The sequence below is a fragment of the Lentzea nigeriaca genome, from assembly GCF_016907955.1.
GTDB lineage: Bacteria > Actinomycetota > Actinomycetes > Mycobacteriales > Pseudonocardiaceae > Lentzea > Lentzea nigeriaca.
This window is the reverse complement of the sequence record NZ_JAFBCX010000004.1, coordinates 318411-336929: the sequence shown is the minus strand read 5'-3', so window position 1 is coordinate 336929 and position 18519 is coordinate 318411. Positions and strand designations below refer to the sequence as shown.

20 protein-coding genes are annotated in these 18519 nt (G+C 68.2%); 11 read left to right on the top strand and 9 right to left on the bottom strand.

Translation table 11 applies throughout. The annotated features are described in order from the left end of the window. Positions 1–31 precede the first annotated feature (31 nt). Together JOD27_RS15975 and JOD27_RS44980 are read left to right on the top strand one after the other, a co-directional pair. The gene (locus tag JOD27_RS15975; RefSeq protein WP_204763036.1) at positions 32–1762 is read left to right on the top strand and encodes an alpha-L-fucosidase; all 1731 of its coding nucleotides are present in this window, start codon (positions 32–34) and stop codon (positions 1760–1762) included. Between the two features lie 10 nt (positions 1763–1772). Continuing rightward, positions 1773–2228: a MarR family winged helix-turn-helix transcriptional regulator gene (locus tag JOD27_RS44980; RefSeq protein WP_239567164.1), complete on the top strand. Its 456-nt coding sequence runs from the start codon at positions 1773–1775 to the stop codon at positions 2226–2228. Here the strand turns inward: JOD27_RS44980 and JOD27_RS44975 are convergent. Beyond that, complete coding sequence (locus JOD27_RS44975) at positions 2225–2587, bottom strand: winged helix-turn-helix transcriptional regulator (protein WP_239567163.1); 363 nt, start codon at positions 2585–2587, stop codon at positions 2225–2227. The genes JOD27_RS44980 and JOD27_RS44975 overlap by 4 nt on opposite strands. 76 nt (positions 2588–2663) lie before the next feature. Between JOD27_RS44975 and JOD27_RS15965 the strand changes: the two genes are divergently transcribed. Next, entirely contained in the window at positions 2664–3647 is a 984-nt protein-coding gene (locus tag JOD27_RS15965) for a zinc-dependent alcohol dehydrogenase family protein (protein WP_204763035.1), read from the top strand. On the opposite strand, the gene JOD27_RS15960 is transcribed toward JOD27_RS15965, so the two are convergent. Beyond that, the gene (locus JOD27_RS15960) at positions 3644–4249 is read right to left on the bottom strand and encodes a hypothetical protein (protein ID WP_204763034.1); all 606 of its coding nucleotides are present in this window, start codon (positions 4247–4249) and stop codon (positions 3644–3646) included. The genes JOD27_RS15965 and JOD27_RS15960 overlap by 4 nt on opposite strands. A 17-nt stretch (positions 4250–4266) precedes the next feature. On the opposite strand from JOD27_RS15960, the gene JOD27_RS15955 reads away from it, so the two are divergent. Then, positions 4267–5502: a glutamate mutase L gene (locus tag JOD27_RS15955; RefSeq protein ID WP_204763033.1), complete on the top strand. Its 1236-nt coding sequence runs from the start codon at positions 4267–4269 to the stop codon at positions 5500–5502. Here the strand turns inward: JOD27_RS15955 and JOD27_RS15950 are convergent. Further along, entirely contained in the window at positions 5499–5717 is a 219-nt protein-coding gene (locus tag JOD27_RS15950; RefSeq protein WP_090094945.1) for a helix-turn-helix domain-containing protein, read from the bottom strand. The two genes, JOD27_RS15955 and JOD27_RS15950, sit on opposite strands and share 4 nt — an antisense overlap. Beyond that, positions 5717–6196, bottom strand: coding sequence for a DUF2975 domain-containing protein (locus JOD27_RS15945; protein WP_204763032.1), 480 nt, complete (start codon positions 6194–6196; stop codon positions 5717–5719). Before JOD27_RS15945 ends, JOD27_RS15950 begins: the two co-directional genes overlap by 1 nt. A gap of 77 nt (positions 6197–6273) precedes the next feature. Between JOD27_RS15945 and JOD27_RS15940 the strand changes: the two genes are divergently transcribed. Then, the gene (locus JOD27_RS15940) at positions 6274–6852 is read left to right on the top strand and encodes a TetR/AcrR family transcriptional regulator (RefSeq protein ID WP_307830149.1); all 579 of its coding nucleotides are present in this window, start codon (positions 6274–6276) and stop codon (positions 6850–6852) included. On the opposite strand, the gene JOD27_RS15935 is transcribed toward JOD27_RS15940, so the two are convergent. Then, positions 6845–7369, bottom strand: a complete 525-nt coding sequence (locus tag JOD27_RS15935) for a GNAT family N-acetyltransferase (RefSeq protein WP_204763031.1) — start codon at positions 7367–7369, stop codon at positions 6845–6847. The genes JOD27_RS15940 and JOD27_RS15935 overlap by 8 nt on opposite strands. A gap of 10 nt (positions 7370–7379) precedes the next feature. Then, on the bottom strand, positions 7380–9785 hold the full coding sequence (locus JOD27_RS15930; protein WP_204763030.1) for a hypothetical protein: 2406 nt from the start codon (positions 9783–9785) through the stop codon (positions 7380–7382). Positions 9786–9883: 98 nt separating this feature from the next. On the opposite strand from JOD27_RS15930, the gene ahcY reads away from it, so the two are divergent. From ahcY to JOD27_RS15915, 3 genes are all read left to right on the top strand, one after another. Beyond that, the gene (gene ahcY, locus JOD27_RS15925; protein WP_204763029.1) at positions 9884–11347 is read left to right on the top strand and encodes an adenosylhomocysteinase; all 1464 of its coding nucleotides are present in this window, start codon (positions 9884–9886) and stop codon (positions 11345–11347) included. Between the two features lie 62 nt (positions 11348–11409). Continuing rightward, the gene (locus JOD27_RS15920) at positions 11410–12015 is read left to right on the top strand and encodes a hypothetical protein (protein WP_204763028.1); all 606 of its coding nucleotides are present in this window, start codon (positions 11410–11412) and stop codon (positions 12013–12015) included. 7 nt (positions 12016–12022) lie between these two features. Then, a complete protein-coding gene (locus JOD27_RS15915; RefSeq protein WP_204763027.1) occupies positions 12023–12472 on the top strand; it encodes a hypothetical protein in 450 nt (149 codons plus the stop codon). Here the strand turns inward: JOD27_RS15915 and JOD27_RS15910 are convergent. Further along, a complete protein-coding gene (locus tag JOD27_RS15910) occupies positions 12456–12560 on the bottom strand; it encodes a DUF397 domain-containing protein (protein ID WP_307830185.1) in 105 nt (34 codons plus the stop codon). The two genes, JOD27_RS15915 and JOD27_RS15910, sit on opposite strands and share 17 nt — an antisense overlap. A 46-nt stretch (positions 12561–12606) precedes the next feature. Continuing rightward, on the bottom strand, positions 12607–13461 hold the full coding sequence (locus JOD27_RS15905) for a helix-turn-helix domain-containing protein (protein ID WP_204763025.1): 855 nt from the start codon (positions 13459–13461) through the stop codon (positions 12607–12609). A gap of 90 nt (positions 13462–13551) precedes the next feature. On the opposite strand from JOD27_RS15905, the gene JOD27_RS15900 reads away from it, so the two are divergent. Then, entirely contained in the window at positions 13552–15561 is a 2010-nt protein-coding gene (locus JOD27_RS15900; protein ID WP_204763024.1) for a TerD family protein, read from the top strand. A gap of 190 nt (positions 15562–15751) precedes the next feature. Here JOD27_RS15900 and JOD27_RS15895 read toward each other — a convergent pair whose 3' ends face one another. After that, complete coding sequence (locus JOD27_RS15895; protein ID WP_204763023.1) at positions 15752–16720, bottom strand: hypothetical protein; 969 nt, start codon at positions 16718–16720, stop codon at positions 15752–15754. Between the two features lie 133 nt (positions 16721–16853). On the opposite strand from JOD27_RS15895, the gene JOD27_RS15890 reads away from it, so the two are divergent. After that, entirely contained in the window at positions 16854–17498 is a 645-nt protein-coding gene (locus JOD27_RS15890) for a dTMP kinase (protein ID WP_204763022.1), read from the top strand. Between the two features lie 76 nt (positions 17499–17574). Beyond that, entirely contained in the window at positions 17575–18405 is an 831-nt protein-coding gene (locus tag JOD27_RS15885; RefSeq protein WP_204763021.1) for an SAM-dependent methyltransferase, read from the top strand. Positions 18406–18519: the final 114 nt, after the last annotated feature.

The following is an 18519-nucleotide window of genomic DNA, read 5'->3' as shown; positions in this document are numbered from 1 at the left end:
GGTGCCGCCATGAGCTTGGAGGAGGAGTCCGATGCTCCACGCGCTGGTCGCGGCGCTGCTGGCGGTGCTGTCTTTGGCTGGCCCTGGAACGATTGACGATCCGTTCACGGCGCAGCGAACGGAATGGTTCCGGGACGCCCGGTTCGGCATGTTCATCCACTTCGGCGGCTACTCGCAGCTCGAAGGCGAGTATCAGAGGTCCGATGGCTCCACGTGTCAGGACGCCGAGTGGATCATGAACAAGTGCAAGATCCCGACCGCCGACTACGAACGGCTGGTCAAGTCGTTCAACCCGGCCCAGTTCGACGCCAAAGCCGTTGTCGGCACGGCGAAAGCGGCCGGGCAGAAGTACATCGTCATCACGTCGAAGCACCACGACGGCTATGCGATGTGGCCGACGAAGGTCAACAAGTGGAACCTCCGCGACCACTCCGCGTTCGACAAGAAGCGCGACGTGCTCGCCGAGCTCAAGGCCGAGGCCGACCGGCAGGGCATCAAGTTCGGCCTCTACTACTCGACGTGGGACTGGCACGACCCCGACGCGCGCAGCACCCAGAACTTCGCGCGGTACAAGGCACGCATGCGTGCCCAGCTCGTCGAGCTGATCGACGACTACGACCCGGCGCTGCTGTGGTTCGACGGCGACTGGGACACCGACAACCCGCCCAACCCGTGGACCAAGCAGGACGGCGCGGAGCTGGAGACGTTCCTCAGGGCCAAGGATCCGGACCTGCTGATCAACAACCGGATCTCGAAGCGCGCGCCGGGCGTGAAGGAACGCCGCGTCGTCGACGGCGACTTCGGCACGCCGGAGCAGACCTTCCCGTCCGCGCCGGTAGACGGCCAGCTCTGGGAGTCCTGCATGACGATCCCGAGCAAGTGGGGCTTCGCCAAGTGGGACAAGAACTTCAAGAGCGCCACCACGCTGACCCGCAACCTCGTCGACATCGCGAGCCGCAGCGGCAACTACCTGCTCAACGTCGGCCAGGACAAGCTGGGCCGCATCCCGCAACCCGAGTCGGATCGCTTGCGCGCCATGGGTTCCTGGCTCGCGCAGCACGGTGACGCGGTCTACGGCGCGTCGGCCGCGTCCTGGGTCGCCGACCCGGCCTGGGGTGCCGTGTCACGCAAGGGCGACAAGCTCTTCCTGTCGGTCTACGACTGGTCGAGCTCCTTGCACCTCAAGGTTCTCGAACAGTTCGACGTCACAGGTGCGCGCGTCCTGAACAGCCCGCAAGCCGTCACCGCCACGAAGGCGGGCGACGGCTACGACGTGAAACCCAGTGGTGCCAAGACGAACGACGTCGCGACGGTGATCGAGCTGACCGTCAGGGGTGAGCAGCCGGCACCGACCGGCACCGGAAACGGCCTGCGCGCGCAGTACTTCCCGACGAACAACTGGACCGGAACGCCCGTCACCCGCACGGATCCGTCGCTGAACTTCGCGTGGCGCTTCGACGGCGACGACTTCTCGGTGCGATGGACCGGGTTCGTGCAGCCGAGGTTCAGCGACACCTACACGTTCCTCACCGTCTCCGACGAGATCGCGAAGGTCTGGGTGGACGGCAAGCTCGTCGTGGACGCCTCCGACCCACACCAGGCCCGCGTCGACAAGGGCACGATCGCCTTGCAGGCCGGGAAGAAGCACGCGATCAAGGTCGACTTCGCGGAACGGACCGGCCAGGCCCACTTCAAGCTGCTGTGGACTTCCGCGAACCAGAATCAGCAGGTCGTGCCCGTGGAGCAGCTCTACACCAACTAATCTTCGTGCCATGGGCGATGCGCGGTGGCTCTCCGAGGAGGAGGGGAACACCTGGCACCACTTCGTGCAGGCGTACCACCTCCTCGAGAGGCAGATCGAACAGCAGTTGCAGCGCGATGCGGGCCTCTCGCACGCGCAGTACAACGTGCTGGTCGTGCTGTCCGAACAGCCGGGCAACCGCCTGCGCATGACCGAGCTGGCCCGCCGGGTCGTGGTGTCGAAGAGCTCGCTGACCTACCAGATCGGCAAGCTGGAGAAGGCCGGACTCGTGCGGCGCGAACCGCACGAGTCCGACGAGCGCGGCATCCTCGCCGTGCTCACCGAGGCGGGCAAGGACCTGCTGAACTCCACCGCGCCCGGTCACGTCGAGACGGTCCGCGCGTACCTGATCGACCTCTTCACGCCCCGGCAGCTCGCGCAGCTCGGTGAGTTCATGCAGGTCGTGCACGAGAAAGCCGACGACTAGGACGACCGGCCGGACGCCGCCTCCTGGAAGTCGACGACGGCGCCGCCGTACTCCCTCGCCCAGTTCGTCAGGACCTCGATGGGCTCGACGGGGGTCCGGCCGAGGTCGGTCAGGTGGTACTCGACCCGGCGGGACGTTTCGGCGTGGCGTTCGACCAGACCGTACTGCTGGAGCCGTCGCAGCGTCTGGGTGAGGACCTTGCGCGAGACGCCGCCGATGAGGTCGACGAGCTCACCGTGCCGGTGCGGCCGCCGGCTGAGGCCGAAGAGCACGAGCACGCCCCATTTGTCGGAGATGATCTCGACCGCCAGGCGGGTGGGGCAGTCGGCGAGGAAGGCTGGTCCGGCCGCGCTCTGCATGGGATCGAAGGTACCCCGAGGTAACTCACCGCTTCGTAACGTCTTTCGCAGCAACGAATCAGATGCGGAGGAGCCCATGCCACGAGTCGTCGTGTTCGACGAGTTCGGCGGACCGGATGTCATGCACGTCGTCGAGGAGCCGGTCATCGCGCCCGCGGCCGGTGAGGTGCGGGTCAGGATCGAGGCGTTCGCCGTGAACCCGCTCGATCAGATGATGCGGTCCGGCACCTCGTCGGCGACCATCTCCCTGCCCCACGCCCGCCTCGGTGTCGAGGGAACCGGCACCGTCGACGCGCTCGGCCCTGGGACCACGGCGTTGAAGATCGGTGATCCGGTCGTCCTCACGGCCGTTCCGGACGCGAGCGTGCGCGGCAGCTACGCCGACTACGCCACGGTTCCGGCGAGCCGGGTCGTCGCGAGGCCGGCCGGGCTCGATGTCACCGAGGCGGCGGCGATCTGGGTCGCGTTCTCCACCGCCTACGGTGCGCTCGTCGAGAAGGCGGCGATGCGGCCGGGCGACCACGTCCTCATCACCGCCGCGTCCGGCGGCGTCGGCAGGGCGGCGATGCAGATCGCCAACCAGATCGGCGCCGTGCCCATCGCCGTCACGCGGCGCACCGCGAACGAGGACGACCTGCTGGCCGCCGGTGCCGCCGCGGTCATCGCCACCGACCGTGAGGACGTCGTCGACGCCGTCCTCCACCACACCGGAGGGACGGGCGCCGACATCGTCCTCGACGTGGTGATGGGCCCCGGCCAGCAGGATCTACTGAAAGCGGTCCGTCCCGGCGGGACACTGGTCGCCGCGGGCTTCCTGGACCCGAGGCCCACGCCCTTCCCCGCAGGCCCGCCTCTCACGATCTTCAGCTACCGGAGCTTCGAGCACACCCTCGACGCCGTCGTGGTGAAGCGCATGGCTGCGTTCCTGAACGCCGGGGTGCGCCTCGGTGCGCTGCGGCCCGCCATCGACAGGGTGTTCGCGCTCGACGACGTCGTCGAGGCACACCGTCACCTCGAGAACGGCCTCCACGCCGGCAAGAAGATCGTCGTCACGGTCTAAAGCGTCAGCAGGTCGTTCTCGTCGAGCCACTCGGCCACGTCGTCCGGCCCGTGCAGCGTCACGTCGAACTCGAACACCGGCAGGATCGACTTCTTGGCGAGCTCGCGGAGCTGGGCCTGCTCGGCGATGAACGGCTCCAGCGACACGTACTGCTTCGGGTTCGCGCTGATCTTCAACCGCTCCACGCGCGCTTCCTCGAACGTGTCTTCCGGTCGTGTGCACAGCACGATCGCGAAGTTGAGCGGCTTGAGGCGTTCCTCCAGCCACCCGAAGTCGAACTCGCGTCCCTGCCGCGCCTGATAGGCCATCGTGGACAGGTGGAACCGGTCGACGATCCACGAGTAGTAGCGCTGCAGTTCGAACATCCGCACCCACGTCTCGTAGGTCTCCATCGCGTGTGGCGTCTCGTCCGGCGCGAAGTCGATCAGCCCGCGGCCCCACGGCTCGTTGCTGAACCCGCTCCACTCGGCCGAGATCAACGGGGAGTGGTAGCGGTACTTGCGGTGCCCGACGAGACGGGGGTGTTCGTTGAGCGCGTAGGCCAGGTCCGTCTTGCCGGTCAGGCGGGTGCCTTCGAGGATCACCTTGGGCGTGAGCTTCATGATGGCAAGCTTGCCTCGTGATCCTCTGTCTCGACGTCGGTTCCACCTGGACCAAGGCCGCGCTCCTCACCGAGGAGGGCGAGCTGGTCCGGACCGGACAGCACCCGACCACGCCGCCCGAGGTGCTGCGCGGCATCGACGCGCTGCGGGGCACCGTCGGCGACGGCGAGATCCTCGCGTGCTCGTCGGCGGGCGGAGGGCTGCGGCTGGCCGTCGTCGGCCAGGAACGGGTCGTGAGCGCCGAGGCCGGCTACCGGGTCGCGCTGTCGGCGGGCGCCAAGATCGTGCACGTCAGCGCGGGTCCGGTCGACGTCCGAGCGTTGCGGGCGGCGGAACCCGACCTCGTGCTGCTGGTCGGCGGCACGGACGGCGGCGACCAGTCGGTGCTGCTGCACAACGCCGCGAAGCTCGCCCGCGTCGCCGTGCCGATCGTGTTGGCGGGCAACGTGGAGGCGCAGCCAGAAGCGTTGCGGCTGCTCGCGTCGAGGACCGTCGTGGCCTGCCCGAACGTGCTGCCCGACGTGGGGCAGCTCGACCCGGAACCGGCCCGCAAGGCGATCCGCGCGGCGTTCCTGCAGCACGTCATCGGCGGCAAGGGACTCTCGCGCGGCCCGCGGTTCCGTCAGCTCGTGCGTGCCGTGACGCCGGACGCGGTGCTGGCGGGCGTTTCGCGGTTGGCGGCGCAGGACCGTGAGGGTGCCGTGCTGGTGGTGGACGTCGGCGGCGCGACCACGGACGTCTACTCCGCGGTGTCCACGGCGGACAGTGAAGGTGTGGAGCGGACTGTCGCGCTGCCACCGGACCGCCGCACGGTGGAGGGCGACCTCGGCATGCGCTGGTCCGCGCCGGGCGTAGTGGCCGAAGCGCTGGCAGAACGCCTCACGACCGAGGACCTGACCGAAGAAGCCCGGCTGCGCGCCGAGAACGTCGGCTGGCTGCCCGCCGACCCGGCCGTGGACGTGCGGCTCGCGTCGTTCGCGGCGATCTTGGCTGTGCGCAGGCATCTCCGTCAGGTCGACGGCCAGCTCGGACCGCACGGCGCGGGCCTGCTCGTGCTCTCCGGCGGCGTCTTCCGCCACACCCCGGACATCACGCCGGTCGTCGAAGCCCTGCGGAGCGACCCGGTGCTGCGTCCGGTGTTGCGCACCGCCGAGATCACCGTCGACCGCGACTACGTGCTCGCGCCGGTGGGCCTGCTCGCCGAGTCGGGACGGCTCGAGGCCGCCGACCGACTGGCGAAACGCCTGGCCTAGGAGGCTTCCTCGTCGTCGACGAATTCGAGCAGGTCACCGGGCTGGCACTCCAGCACCCGGCACATGGCTTCGAGGGTGCTGAACCGCACGGCTTTCGCCCGCCCGTTCTTCAGCACCGCGACGTTGGCCGGTGTCAGCCCGACCTTCTCCGCGAACTCGCCGACGCTCATCTTGCGCTTGGCCAGCTCGACGTCGATGCGCACGACGATGGCCATCAGATCACCGACTCCATGTCGGCACGCAACGCAGTCGCCCGCTGCAGCAGCGCCCGCATCACGATCAGCACGAGCCCGATCACCGACACCCCCGTCGTGAACAAGAAGAACAACACCAGCACACCGGGGTCATCGGCGATGAAGCCGAGGTAGATGAACACACCCACCAGCACGACCCATCCGGCCGCGATCGCCCAGACCATCACGTCGACCCACTTGATCGCGGCCTCGGTGAAGATCAGATCCTTGCGCACCAGGGTGAGCAGCTTCCACGTGGCCACGATCACCACCTGCACGCACACCACCCAGAAGATGGCGACGATCATCGACACGAACTGCTCGGAGGCGTGCTCCGGGTGCTGCTCGGCCGAGTACATGTACGAGCCCGGGATCGACAACGTCTCCAGCACGACGAGGATCCCGAACAGCGCCACCAGGAAGAACCGGAGCGCGACCACCGCCCACCGTTCAGAAATCATGCATCGAGTATCGGTAGCGATCTATCGAAAGTCAATCGGTAGTGATCGTGTTGCAACAGGTCTCTACAGTGATCGGCGTGGGACTGCGTGAGCGCAAGAAGACCGAGACCCGAGCGGCACTGTCCGCAGCCGCACTGAGGCTGGCGCTGGAGAAGGGCGTCGACAACGTGCGGGTCGACGAGATCGCCGAGGCGGCCAACGTCTCGCCGCGCACCTACAACAACTACTTCGCGAGCCGCGACCAGGCGATCGTCGCGGGCATCACGGCGTCCCGAGCCCTCACGGTGGCCGCGGCCCTGCGCTCGAGGCCTTCCGACGAACCCCTGGTCGAGTCGATCATCGCCGCGTTCGCCGAGCAGTACCGCGAACCACCGTCGGAGGCCCTGGCGCTGATCACGTCGACGCCGTCGTTGCGCGAGGCCTACCTGGACTCGACGTCGTCCATGGAACCGCCGATCGCCGAGGTGATCGCCGAGCGGCTGGGCAAGTCCGAGCTCGGTGCCGCGGTGCTGGCCGCCGCGGTGTCGGCGGCGGCCCGGATCGCCGTGCAGCGGTGGGTCGACCTGCGGCCGTCCGGCCTGGTCGTGGTGCCCGCGCAGTCCGTGGAGGACCACCTGCGCGAGGCGATCGGCCACCTCGCGCCCGCGCTCAGCTGAGCTCGTCCGCCAGCACGCACATCAGCAGCTCGTCGTACCACTTGCCGTCGCGGAAGAACGCCTGCCGCAGCCGTCCGTCGACCTGAAACCCGATCTTCTCGTAGGACCGGATGGCCCGCTCGTTCTCCTCCACGACGGTGAGCTCGATCGAGTGCAGCTGCAGCGTCTCGAACCCGTACCGGCACACCCTGCGCAACGCGTCGGTGCCGTACCCGCCACCCCAGTACTCCCGCTCGCCGATGTAGATGTCGACCTTGGCGCGCCGGTTGATCGGGTCCGCCTCCCGCATCGCGACAACGCCGATGAGCTTGCGCTCCTCCAGCGTCTCGATGCAGAGGGTGACCTTCTCGAACGAGTTCTCCTGCCGTTCGGCGAAGAGCTTGCGCAGGCCCGCGAGCGACTGGTGGAAGTAGCTCTGCAGCCAGCGCATGACCTCTTCGTCGTTGTGCCAGCGGTAGAACGCCTCGGCGTCCTCCGGTTCGGCGGGACGCAGGCGGACGAGTTCTCCGGTGAGCATGATCGGAAGCCTACGAACCGCCCAACGCGTCCCGTGACCGGGTTTCGGGTTTCCGCGCGAACGGCAGCGGCGGCGCCTCCGGTGCCTCCACGTCCAGCAACCCGGCCGCGATCGCGACCGCCCGGTCCCACTCCGGATCCGACGTGTAGTCCGAGTGCGCCGACACCCCGGACCGCCACCGCCGCCCAGGGAACGGTCCCCGCTGCGGATCCGGCAGCCAGTGATCACCGCCCAGCACCAGCGCCCCCGTCGGTCCGCGCAGCGCCGGCGCCAGCGCGCCCTCCGAGCCGTCCGCCCGGTAGCCGACGCCGAGCAGCATCCCGTCGAACACCTGCCGCCGCCACGTCATCACCGCGCCGCCCAACGGATCCGTGCCGCGGCACAGTGCCCGCCACCGTCCGTCCAGCCCACCGGCCAGCCTGGCCAGCGACGCGTGCGGCACCACCGCCGGAAACGCCCGCGGGTAGGCCCACTGCAGCTGCGAACCGGCCGTCACCAGCCCGATCCTTTCCCGGTCGTGCGCCGGCAGGTCCTCCAGCAACCGGGCGGCGGCAACAGCGACCAGCAGCGACCCCTGCGAATGTCCACAGAGGACCACACGGGTGCCGGGGTCCCGAAGGTGGTCCTGCACGCGGGAAACCAGCTCCGGCACGACCTTCAACGCGTAGCAGGGCGGCACGATCGGGTGCGCCTCCCGCGGCCAGAACTGCGCGATGTCCGCGATGATTCCCAGCCGTCGGCCCGACTCCGGCTGCCGCGCCGCCAGGTACACCGCCCTCAGCAACGACACGGCCAGCAAACCGAGCACGAACACGCCGAACGCGGAGAACGGTGCCGTCCACGGCGGCGGCGTCACGTTGCGCACCCGCAGCAGAGTCGCCAGCACAGCACCGACGACGAGCACGGACGCGATGATCAGGATCATGTGGTGCCCGTGGTTGCGTTCCCAGCGCGCCCACCACCACGCCCGCGTCGCGGCACGAAGATCACGCATCCGCCCGGAGTGCAGCAGTGAGGCCTCGCGCGCCCACACCTTGCCCTTGCGGAACGCCCGCCACCGCACCGCGCCGGTGAACGACGCCACCGCGAACGTCGTGAGCAGCGCCAACGCGCCCGCCACACCCCACAGCAGGGTGATGTAGGCGTACCCGTCGGGCAGCAGCAACCCGTCACCGAGCGCTTTGCGCACCGGCAGCGCGACCCCGGCTCCGAACCCGCCGCCGAGCAGCCCCGCGATCGCGAGCACCGGCGCGGCGAACCAGCCGCCCGCCCACGGCCGCAGCTCACGCGGCAGCGAGGCCCACGTCCTGCGTGCCAGCAGCGCCGCAGGCACCAGCAGCAGCGCGAACAGCACCGCCACGAACGCCATCAGCAACGCCACGACCTGCACCGTCACGTCCGAGCCGAGCACCCGCTCCTGCAGCTGCTCCTGCAACCCCAGCGTCGTCAGGACGAGCAGCGCCGACAGCACCATCAGCACCCGGCGAGGCCGCCTGCCGAGTGACGCGCGCAGCCACCGCCCACCACGGTGAGGAGCGCCGCCGGTCGGGTCGTCGAGCAGCAGCACACCGAGCGTCGACAGGCCGATGAACACCAACGCCACGACCCACGCGACGGTGATCGCCACCCCCATCGACCCGGTGGCCGTGAGCTGCTTCAACGGTCCGCCCAGCGCGATCAGCGAGGCCACCGAGAGTGCCGTCACGACGTGCAGTGACCGCAACGCGGGGGTGTCCGGGTCGGTGGCGACGTGCGCGCCGGGCAGACCGGAGGTGGGCTGCCGTTCCTCGTCCTGCGCCTCGGCGATCTCCCTGCGTTCGATCCGCCACTCGACGTGCGAGATCCGCCGCATCACCGAGATCAGCACCACGACCGGCAGGAGTCCCAGGAAGGTCCGGAACCAGGGGAACAGGCGAACCTCGGTCGGAATGCTGGTCAGGCACGCGGCACCGGGACGCAGGCACTGGGCGGCGACCAGGTCGAGGCTGACCACGGAGACCTGCGCGACCAGCAGCGCCGTCAGCAGCAGCGCGAACACCCGCAGAAGCGACCGCAGTCCGAGTCCGAGCAGGTGGGCGGGCAGGTTCCGTTCGGGAACGGGCGGCAACATCCAGTGCGCGACGTTCGCGATGCTGAACGGGAAGAGCAGCGCCCACGTGGCCTTGGCCACACCGCCGGACGTCATTCCACCCCAGAGGTACCCCTCGACCACGCGGGTCACCGGCCGTCCCTCGGTCTGCAGCACCGGACCGGGCGCGGGCCTGCGAAGTCTGTCGGCGGGACGCACGATGCGCCCGAGCCCGTCTCCCGCGACGTCCACGGCCGCGACGGCGTCGACCAGCGTCTGCGGCGTCGTGCCCTGAACGCCGTGCACCCGCAGTTCGACGACGCGTGTGTCCGGGCCAGCGATCAACACCCCAGACCTCCATCCACCGACATTCGAGTCATAGTGGTCCATCTTCGGGCGGTATGGTCGGACGACACCCTCTCTGAAGTGCCTTGGAGGACTTCGCAATGACCGCCGACCGGTTGCAGACCCGCAACGGCATCGACTTCGCAGTGGCCGACCTGTCGCTCCACGAGTTCGGTCGCAAGGAGATCCGTCTGGCCGAGCACGAGATGCCCGGCCTGATGGCGTTCCGCCGCGAGTACTCCGGGGTGTACCCGCTGAAGGGCGCACGCATCTCCGGCTCGCTGCACATGACCATCCAGACCGCCGTGCTCATCGAGACGCTGGTCGACCTGGGCGCCGAGGTGCGCTGGGCCTCCTGCAACATCTTCTCGACCCAGGACCACGCGGCCGCGGCCGTCGTGGTCGGCCCCTACGGCACGGAGGAGGAGCCCAAGGGCATCTCCTGCTTCGCCTGGAAGGGCGAGACGCTGGAGGAGTACTGGTGGACGGCTGAGCAGATGCTCACGTGGCCGGACGGCCAGGGCCCGAACATGATCCTGGACGACGGCGGCGACGCGACGCTGCTCGTCCACAAGGGAGTCCAGTACGAGGCGGCCGGCGTCGTCCCGTCAGCCGAGGACAACGACTCCGAGGAGTGGAAGATCGTCCTCGAGACGCTCCGCAACTCGCTGGCCGCCGACGGCAAGAAGTGGACGAACATCGCCTCGGGCATCCGCGGCGTCACCGAGGAGACCACGACGGGCGTCATGCGCCTGTACCAGCTGGCCGCCGCCGGTGAGCTGCTCTTCCCGGCCATCAACGTCAACGACGCCGTCACCAAGTCGAAGTTCGACAACCGCTACGGCATCCGCCACTCGCTGATCGACGGCATCAACCGCGGCACCGACGTCCTGATCGGCGGCAAGGTCGCGGTCGTCTGCGGCTACGGCGACGTCGGCAAGGGCGCCGCGGAGTCCCTGCGTGGCCAGGGCGCCCGTGTGATCGTCACCGAGATCGACCCGATCTGCGCCCTGCAGGCCGCCATGGACGGCTACGACGTCCAGCGCCTCGAGGACGTCCTCGACCGCGCCGACATCATCATCACCACGACCGGCAACAAGGACGTCGTGATGGTCGAGCACATGTCGCAGATGAAGCACCAGGCGATCGTCGGCAACATCGGCCACTTCGACAACGAGATCGACATGGCCGGTCTCGCCCGCTACCCCGGCATCCGCCGCAACAACATCAAGCCCCAGGTCGACGAGTGGGTCTTCCCCAACGGCAGGAGCATCATCGTGCTCTCCGAGGGCCGCCTGCTGAACCTCGGCAACGCGACCGGCCACCCGTCGTTCGTCATGTCGAACTCCTTCTCCAACCAGGTGATCGCCCAGATCGAGCTGTTCACCAAGCACGAGGAGTACGACAACGAGGTCTACCGCCTGCCCAAGGTCCTCGACGAGAAGGTCGCCCGCATCCACCTGGAGGCGCTCGGCGGCAAGCTCACGAAGCTGACCAAGGACCAGGCCGAGTACATCGACGTCGACGTCGAGGGCCCGTTCAAGCCGGAGCACTACCGCTACTGAGCACGTGCCGACGAGCCCCCGCCTGCACAGGCGGGGGCTCGTCGCCATGGGGAGAGAAGACGATGTTCGACCGATTTGTCGCGGCCTTCCCGTCTGACGGAGGCGAGGCATCGCCACCCGCGAACGTCGCACCACTGCGCCAGGTGCCGGGACTCGCCGAGCTGGTCACGATGGCCGCCGGATGTTCCTTCGGCGGCGGCGTCTTCCGCGTGTTCACCGACGAGGAGGCACGCCGGGCGCAGAGCCTCGCGAACGAGATGTTCCCGCAGTGCGCACCGAGGATCAGGCCGTTCGCCCAGGACTGGCTGGGCCGCCTGTACGCATTGGACCTGCACCGGAACGCGATGCTGATCCTGCTGGAACCCGGCTCCGGCGACGTGTTCGACCTCGACACCACCATCCCCGAGCTGCTCGATCGGCACATGGTCGACCACCCGGTCACCTTTCTCGCCCACGATCTGTTCGAGGCCTGGCGCGCGGTGCACTCCGAGCCCACGCCCGCCGGCATGTGCGTGGGCTTCCAGACGCCGCTGTTCCTGGGCGGTGCCGCCACGGTGCAGAATCTCGAAATCATCGACGAGGCCGTCTACTGGTCGATCCACGGCCAGCTGTGGGCCCAGGTCAAGGATCTCCCGCCCGGCACGCCGATCAACGTGCGGATCAACTGAGGGAAGAATGGGATTCTTCGGCACCTACGCCTACGAGCACGGCCAGTGGAAGACGCTGTCCGAGGGCGAACTGCCGCCTCTGGTGGAGCCGTTCCTGTGGATCGACATCCACGACAGCGACATCACCTCGGTCGTCTACGCGCCCGCCGGTCCGGGCACCGGTGTCGCCTACCTGGGCCTGACGCCGCGCACCTACTTCGAGAACCCCAACGCCTCCGATCCGACCGACGTCCTGCGCGAGGCGGCGGGGTTGGCGGCGTGGTGGGCGCTGCAGAACTCGGGCGATGTCACCGCCAAGCAAGCGGAACTGCTCGGCTACCTGGCCGAGGACGAGAACCCGGACGACTTCTCGGTGGACGACGAACAGGACGTCGAGGACGTCGACGTGTTCGTCGAGATCAAGACGGCGAGGTTCCTGGAAGTGCTGGGCCAGCCGTTGCCTACCGAGCTCCGGTGAACCCGTGCCAGGCCTCGACGCTGAACCTCAGCTCGGGGCCTGCGGTGTTCTTGGAGTCACGGACGCGCACCACCTGGGCAAACGCCACTTCAACGCACTCACTGTCCACGGCGTCGCCGCCGCTGTAGGTGCTCTTACGCCAGGTGCAGTCTCCGGCCACTGAGGTCCTCCCGCGATCGGCTGGCGAGATCCGCCACCATCGTTCGCGATTGTTCCTCACTGAGGGCTAGCGCATCCAGCCTCGCGAAGATCGACTTACAGTGCCTGACCCCAGGCAGATCCTGTACGAACACTTTGGCGAGGTCAGACTCAGTGAAGGCGACGCTGCTACGTTTTTCGTACTCCCACAGCATGTAGTTGGCCATGAAGATGCCTGCCGGTCCGCTCTCGGCGGGCACGATTCGGATGACATGTGTGTGGAAGAGGAGCCTCATGAGCTGGTCTTCCATAACTTCGTCGCTGCCGACCTTGAGCCGCAAGGCGTTCTCGTGGACGAAGAAGGTGCACGCTGGCCGACTGGGTCGTCGCAGGATCGTCTGGCGTTCCATCCGGAAGCGAACAGCCGCCTCGATCAGGTCGGGCGTGAGCACTCCACGGGCTTCATACAGCGCCCTCGCGTATGCCTCGGACTGTGCAAGGCCCGGAATGCTCGTCAGGCTGTAACTGGTGATCTTGTCGGCGCTCGACTCGGCCATCGTCACCGTGCGCAGGTTGGTCGGTACCTGCACGAAGTAGTGGTCGAACGCCGACCGGTACCGGTTGAGGAAGTCCTCGATGAACGATTGAGGACGGCCGCAGCGGCCCAGGTACTGGACGATGTCGATCTCGCTCGCCCGCACCTTGCCGTGCTCGATGTTGGAGACCTTGCCCGGATCCCACCCGAGCATCCGGGCGATCTTCCGCGCTCGGAACGTCGTGTAGCGCTCCCGCACCTGGCGCAGTTCGTCGCCCAGGTCACGGCTGTACGGAGTGGACGGATCGCCGTTCATGGAACTCGACGTTAGGCGATGGAGCGCGAACAACAGCGTGCCCAAACGGGTGGAATCGAACTCGGTTGACGTGCGGGTTTTACTGACCTGGTGCGGACGACCATCATCAAGAAGACCTTGCGCGTGCCTCTGTCGGACGGCGCCGCGGGCGATGGCGGCACGACCGCCAGACAGCTCGACGCCGCGCTGCTCAAGGTGGGCTTCAAGGCTTCTCGCGAACTGCTCGAACACATCTCCAGCACCGCTGACGCCGTGGAGTACTCCCACGAGATCGTCCGCGCGGTCAAGGAGCTGGTCGGCGCACAGGCGCAGCACAACCCGTACTTCAAGGACTTCCCGCACAACGTGCCGGACACCATCGCGTTCTGGTTGGAGTGCATCTACGAGCTCCGGACGTACGGCCGCGTTCAGCACACGTACGAGGAGATGCTCGCAGCGCACGACGAGCTGATCCCGTCGCTCAAGGACCGCGTCACCGTCCTGCACCTCGGCGGCACCCTCGACGAGGAGATCAGCCGCCTCTACCTGGAGCTCGCGGCGAGCGCGATCCCGCTCGGCGAGGACGACAGGGCGCTGCTCGGCGAGCTCGCGACCCAGCGCCTCGACCTCGAACCGCCCGTCGTTCCGACCAGGGAGAACCGCGCGATCCTCAACGCCGCGCGCCTCGTCGCGCAGCGGCCGTTGATCGAGATCGACACGGTGACGGACGTCCTGCGCCTGGCCTGTGAGGCCTCCGGAGGCGACGTCACGCTGCGGGAACCCACGCGCTTCCGGTCGTTCCGCAGGCCTGAGCGCCGGGCGTTGCTCGCCGCGCTCGACGGGGTGGCGGCGAGCAAGCTCGGCGACGTCAACCAGCACCGCGAGGCGTGGAAGCGGCTGGGGGAGCGGCTGCACCCGCACGAGCACCCGTTCGAACAGGCCCAGGACGTGTTCGCGGTGGCGCGCAAGGAGAAGACCGCCCGCTCGTTCGCGGGTCAGGTGGAGCTGGCGTTCGCGGACGGCGACCCCGATCTCGCGCTGCGCATCCTCGCGAAGGCGCCGGGCCTGTTGCTGCGCCAGGTCGACCGATTGGTCCGCAACGGTGCTTCGGGTGTCGCCGAAGCCGTGCGCGTTGCCGTGCCCGACGTGTCCGGTCGCGTGCTGGTGTCAGTGCTGGAACACCTGGCGAACCGCGAAAAGCCGGACGCCGCAAGGGTTTTCGCGAACCGCGGCCGCAAGGTGTGGATCACCGACGACACCCGCGCGCCGCTCGACGCCGCGGCCGTCGCCGAGATCATCCAGGTGATCGAGGCCGAACTGGTGCATAGGTTGCCGGACTTCTCCGAGCTGACCGTCGACCCGGAGGTCCTCGACGTCGTCGTGCCGATGTCCGGCACGGCCACCGAGGACGGCTTCGGCGTGCTGCCGCGCGGGTCGAAGCTGTGGCTCGAAGGTGACGTCCTGCGGTTCTTCGTGCACTGGCGCCAGAAGTCCAAGCGCACCGACTACGACCTGTCGGCGGTGCTGCTGGACGAGAACTTCGGCTTCGCGGGCCACGTGTCGTGGACGATGCTGCAGGACGAAGGTGTCTCCTACTCCGGCGACGTCACCGACGCCGCGGACGGCGCGACCGAGTTCATCGACGTCCACCTCGACGCGCTGAACGCCAGGTACGTGGTGCCGCAGGTGAACGTCTACGCGGGCGAGGGTTTCGACGAGGTCGCCGAGTCGATGTTCGGGTTCATGACGCGTGATCTGGACCAGCTCGGCAAGCCGTTCGAGCCGAGCACGGTTCGCGCGCGTTCAGCCATGCGCGGCAAGGGAAAGGTCGCGTTGCCGGTGATGTTCGAACGGGAGGGCGACACCTGGTACGGCACCTGGCTGCACCTCTACCTGCGCGGCACCGTCTGGGGCAACAGGGTCGAGCAGAACCGCGACCTGGTCAAGCTGGTCGCCTCGGCGGCGTTGCACCGCCGGTACTTCACCGTGCGCAGACTCGCGGAGCTGTTCGCGCGCAAGGGTTCCACTTCGGACGCTCGATCGATCCACATTGGACTGACTCAGGGTGAGGCGGGAGGTGTTACCACCGTTGCCGAACTGGGAAACATGCTGTCGGACTGACGGTAACGCTGCTAACGTGGCACCAGCGAGGCCATGAGAGGGCTTCCTTCTAAGATCCGGAACCGGAATGGTCTTCGGACCGCCGGTCTTCAGCCCTCTCGCCTTCCTCGCGTTCACTCACGAGACGTGTGTCCGCCGAGAGCGCGGACCGCGTCGTTCACGGTGTTTTCTGGGAAACTCCAGCCCCGGCCTAGCTCCACTCGACGGCGATGCCCGCGATCCCTGGGCCGACGTCGCCGAAGTAAGCGCTGACGACGCCGCCGAGCCCGCACACCAGCTCCTCGACGTCGACCGGCGTCGCGTCGGCCGATGCCCGGAACTGCTTGATGCAGCGCGCGGGCATCGCGCGTCGGTGGAACGACAGCTGCACCAGGTAGGAGCCGCAGACGTCGCGGAACGTCCGGTGGTGGCCGGGCGTCGCGCCGCCGGTGTCGTCGACGATCGTGAAGCTGAAGACGTGCTCCTCGCCGGCCGCGAGCCGCCGGTCGAACAGCATTTCCACCGCCAGGTTGCGGGAAGCGCCTTCCCGGCGCAGACGTCCCTGCCGACAGCCTTCGCCGGCGCGCACGAGCGCGTTCTCGATCGACGAACCGTCGTCGCCGCGGTGCACGGCCAGGTACCGGTCGGGGCCTTGCCGCAGTGCCCGCACGACCAGCCGGGTGGTGATCGAGCGTTGTTCGCGGTGCATGCCGAGCTGCACGGTGTCGTGCACGGACAGCACTTCGAGGTCGGCGTTGCCGCGCGCGGCTTCTGGTACGGAGTCGAACGTCGCGAGCAGCGGCGCGGGTTCCGGCCAGGTCGCCACCGGGCGCGGGGCGTAGCTGTTGGCGTTGCGCGGGCCGATGAGGTCCAACAAGGACGATGGCGGCAGCCGCAGCACGGACTCCAGCGCGCGCACTGTGCTGATGGCGCGGGGGACCTCGGGGTGGCGCAGGCCGCGTTGCCAGTACGACAGCGTTGACTGGCCGACCTGGACGCCGAGTTGTTCGAGGTGGGCGCGCAGCCGGGCGAGCGAGAGGCCACGGTGGGCGATCGCCTCGCGCAGAGCGCGGTGGAACGGCCCGTAGCGCAGCGTCTCGGCGAGCGGGGTCGGCAGACCCCCGGTCGGGTGACCGATCGGTTCGTCGACCGACTCGGCGTGCCCGGATTCCGCGGCCACCGCGGCACCTACCCTTCACACACGCGCCGTGTGACTCTTCACCGTAGTCACTCGTTCTGGTGATCGAAAGATCGGATTTCGCCCGTGTGGGGGACGCGCTGCGGCCGTGTGAGTGGCCGTTAGGGTTCGCGGCGTGGGAAAGCTCGTAGTGATCGAAGGCCTGGACGGGGCCGGCAAGCGCACTCTCGCCAACGGGTTGACCGAGGCGCTCCACGCTCAGGGCAGGACCGTGACCAGTCACGCGTTCCCGCGCTACGGGCAGAGCGTGCACGCCGACCTGGTCCGTGACGCCCTCTACGGCAGGATCGGCGACCTCAGCGACTCCGTCTACGGCATGGCCGTGCTGTACGCGCTCGACCGGCGTGGCGCGGCGGACCAGATCCGCGAGGACCTCGGGCGGTACGACGTCGTGCTGCTCGACCGCTACGTCGCCTCCAACGCCGCCTACAACGCCGCGCGGCTGCACCAGGACGAGAACGGCGAGTTCGTCGAGTGGGTGCGCGCGCTCGAGATCGACCGCTTCGGCCTGCCCGTTCCGGACCTGCACCTGCTGCTCCGTGTGCCCGTCGAGGTCGCGGCCGAACGCGCAGCCAGGCGCGAGCAGGACGACGACAGCCGCGCCCGCGACATCTACGAATCCAATAGCGACCTGCAGGCCCGGTGCGGGATCGTTTACGACGGATTGGCGAACATCAACTGGCTGGCCCCGTGGCAAGTGGTCGACGGGCGGTCAAACGTGAAGTTTTCTTCGCTTCTGGAACCGCTCTTCACTCCTTGAGTGGTCGCTCACGTGCGTACCGGTTGACACGATCGTGTGTCCGGTACGTCACTGTGAGTGAATAGGAGATCACAATTTGAAGCGTGTCCTGCAGCGCACCCCTGTCGGAGTCGCCCGTACGGCGGTCCTGATCGCTGCCGCCCGCGCCAACGAGCAACGTCATCCCCACCCCTTGTTCGACGACCCGCTGGCCGCCGGTCTGGTGGAGGCCGCCGGCTCCGCGAACGAACTCAACGGCGTCCGCACCCTCGCGGGTGAGCACTTCGTCCTGCGCACCCGGTATTTCGACGACCAGCTCCTCGGCTCGCCCCAGCCCCAGGTCGTGATCATGGCGGCGGGCCTCGACACCAGAGCGTTCCGGCTGCGGTGGCCGCCGGGCACAACGCTCTTCGAACTCGACCTGCCCGAGCTGCTCGAGTTCAAGGAGGACGCTCTGCGCGATCTGCGCGCCCAGCCCACCTGCGAGCGAGTCGTCGTCCCCTGCGACTTCCGCGAGGACTGGGCGACAACACTGATCCAGGCTGGACATGACCCGAACAGGCCCACGGCATGGTTGCTGGAGGGCCTGTTCATGTTCCTGCCGCCGGACGCCGGAGAGCAGCTCCTGTACTGGGTGAGTGCGCTGTCCACCCGCGGCAGCACGCTCGCGCTCGAACACGTCAACCGCGCCTTCCGCGACCTGCCGCAGATGAGAGCGGTGCACGAGCGGTTCGACGCGCTGGACGCCCGGTGGCGCTCCGATGTGGAAGACCCGATCGAGTGGTTGGACGGGTACGGCTGGCACGCCGCCGTGACACACCAGGTCGACCTCGCCGCGCGGCACCAGCGCGCGGTACCTGCGATCACCGATCCCCGGAAGGTGGGTGATGCGCGCATCTGGCTGGCCTCGGCCACCCGCACGGTCTGACAAGCCGACGTAACGAAAAGTGATCGTCGTGCGGATATTCCCGCAACGATCAGGCCAAATCGGGCGAGGTGGGGCACGTGGAGCGAGGGTTCCGGCCGGTTACCGAACGAGCGC